Source organism: Sulfuricurvum sp. (genome assembly GCF_028681615.1).
Classification (GTDB): Bacteria; Campylobacterota; Campylobacteria; order Campylobacterales; family Sulfurimonadaceae; genus Sulfuricurvum.
In genome coordinates this window covers 1-2,622 of sequence record NZ_JAQUHV010000038.1, presented here as the reverse complement: position 1 = coordinate 2,622, position 2,622 = coordinate 1, and the positions used below count along the sequence as shown (strand labels likewise).

The 2,622-nt window shown below is 41.4% G+C and carries 2 protein-coding genes; both read right to left on the bottom strand.

Annotation, left to right across the window (positions count from 1 at the left end; genetic code table 11):
- Positions 1–137: 137 nt before the first annotated feature.
- A complete protein-coding gene (gene istB, locus PHE37_RS13855) occupies positions 138–842 on the bottom strand; it encodes an IS21-like element helper ATPase IstB (protein WP_300008855.1) in 705 nt (234 codons plus the stop codon).
- A 51-nt stretch (positions 843–893) separates the two neighbouring features.
- Positions 894–2,441: an IS21 family transposase gene (istA, locus tag PHE37_RS13850; RefSeq protein ID WP_300008853.1), complete on the bottom strand. Its 1,548-nt coding sequence runs from the start codon at positions 2,439–2,441 to the stop codon at positions 894–896.
- Positions 2,442–2,622: the final 181 nt, after the last annotated feature.

Sequence of the window (2,622 nt, the reverse complement as noted above, 5' to 3'; positions counted from 1 at the left end):
TGTAATATTCGGTCAAACTGACCACCCTGTGCCGATTTAAATTGACCATGTGTTGCCGATTTAAATTGACCACCTAAAAATGCCCTCTAAAAACTACCTTTTTTCAATGTCGTAATTGATATTCAAAATTGTAAAAATTATTCTTTGTTGATACTCTTTTTCTTTCTCATTGATTCACCATGTAATTCGATGCGGTGAGCCTGATGGATAAGCCGGTCTAATACCGCGTCAGCAATGGTTTTTTCACCAATAATATCATACCATCCTTGCACAGGTATTTGTGAGGTAACAATGATGGAACCTTTATTGTGCCTGTCCTCGATGATTTCCAATAGTGTTATCCTGTTCTGACTGTCGAGTGCCTGGAGTCCAAAATCGTCAAGTAAAATAACGTCTTGCTTTTCGATTTTAGCAAGTTCCTTCAGATATGAACCGTCGGCTTTTGCCATTTTTAACTTGGAGAACAGCTTCGATGTATTGAAGTAACTTACCTTGTAGCCCTGGATACATGCCTGATAACCGAGTGCTGTTGCCAAATAACTTTTACCTACACCGGTGCTCCCGGTGATTAAGATGTTCTCGTTTTTCTCAACAAATTCGCACTCGCCAAGACGTAAGATGAGATTGCGTTCCAGATTCCGTGACTGATCGAAAATGATGCTTTCGATGCTGGATTTGTAATGGAACTTTGCATTTTTAATGATCCGCTCTATTCGCCGGTTGTGACGTTCGTCCCATTCGGCATCAGTGATCATAGATACAAACTGATCGATGGAATAATGGTCAGTTTTTCCGGTTTCAACAGCAGTCTTAAATGCACCATGCATTCCATAGAGCTTCATCTGTTTCATTTTAGTCAATGTCAATTCATTCATAATGCTTTGATTTTAAATTTATTTGTAATAATTCCGTCCTCGTATGTTGTTGTGTTCGGGCAGTTCCGCATCTTCGGTTGTTTCATCTTTGATCATATCCAGATTATTGCCAAGTATGTTTTGTATGGCTTTAAAACTGTAGGATCCAAAGTCAAGAGCTCGTTTACAAGCACTAATCAGTCGTTGTTTGCCAACCTTCTTTTCAAACGAAAGAATCCCCATACAACTTTTAAAAGCCTGTTCAGGATGGTTTCTGCTTTCGATAATCTTATAGATGTATTCACCCACAACAGGGTCAATCGTGTTTGCCCAATCGACAAATCGGGGTGCAGTCCAATCGGTTACAAATTGATGGGTACTTGCTAAATGTTCGGGTACGGTTGTGTAACTGTAAAGAGAGTAGTTGCGGGGATGTGTAGCCAGCCGGTTGTATTTGTAGTAAACCTCGACCGTAGTTCTGGTGTACAGTATCTTCACCTTTTTGCGGATGTATTGATACGGTACACTGTAAAAATGTTTGTCTGTGCTAAGCTGCACATGTCCGTTTTGCATCACCGTTGCCAGTGCCTGATATTTGATCTCAAAACGTTGACTGGGCAGTGGTGACAGTTTGTCTTTCTCAAGGTCATTATAAAGCTCAAAACGAGTGTATGGGCGTCCGGTGAACTTTCTGTTGTTGTGTGCATCCAACAGGTCTCCAATGCGATCGTTCAGTTCCGAAATGGAGAAAAACGTTTCGTCCTTCAGTACCGCATAAATCCTTCGGTATAGTATTTTGACAGCACCTTCAACTAAAGATTTGTCCCGTGGTTTATACGCTCTGGCAGGCAAGATCGTGGTTTCGTAATGCTCCGCCATATCTGCCAGTGTTTCGTTGATGGTGGGCTCAAAACGGCTACTCTTTATCACCGCTGACTTTAGATTGTCCGGAACTATGGCTGCCGGAACGCCTTCAAAAAAGCGCATGGCATTCTCAACCGATACAACAAAATCTTCCTTCTTTTGGCTTGGCGTTGCTTCGGCATAGGTATATTGACTTGCCCCTAAAATGGCAACAAAAAACTCAACTTCAGTCATCTCACCCGTGTCTTTATCCGCGATTGAAAGCTTTTTACCGGCATAATCAACATACATCTTGTCACCAGCCTTGTGGTTCATATGCATCACCGGGTTTACCTTCTTTCCCCACAGTTTGTAATACTCCCGGAACTGAGAGTTTTTATAGCCATCGGGATGTTTACTGATGTATTCTTCCCACATCCCATAGGAGGTGACACCAACTTTTTTGAGTTCCCGTTCCATGTACGGAAAAAAGTCATAAAGCTTTTGTAATCGGGGGCTGATGGGTTCATCGGTTTGGTGAGAGAACAGCGTTTCAAGTTCAAGATCAGTCTTTTGATTGATCTCTTCAAGGGTTAGCCCTTGTACTTCAAACAGGGAAATGTATTTTTTTACAGTGTTCCTCGATAAGGATAAGTATTGGCTTATAAATAGCTTACTTTTTCCACCGCAATGAAATTTAATTGCTTTTCTAATTTTACTCATGTCTGTTAATTTATTTGCCATAATCCGTTCCATTTTTGAACGAAAGTATGGGTAACGACATGAAAAAAAGTAAGCGTTTTAGGTGGTCAGTTTGCGCCGGCAAAGGGTGGTCAATTTGCGTCGGCAACCGGTGGTCACTTTGCTCCGAAACTGGTGGTCAATTTAAACTGGAATCAGGTGGTCAATTTCACCGTTTTTTCCA

Bases quoted from the DNA above. Each gene is read 5' to 3' on its own strand.
- istB (WP_300008855.1), bottom strand. From the start codon at position 842: ATGAAGCTCTATGGAATGCATGGTGCATTTAAGACTGCTGTTGAAACC.
- istA (WP_300008853.1), bottom strand. From the start codon at position 2,441: ATGGCAAATAAATTAACAGACATGAGTAAAATTAGAAAAGCAATTAAA.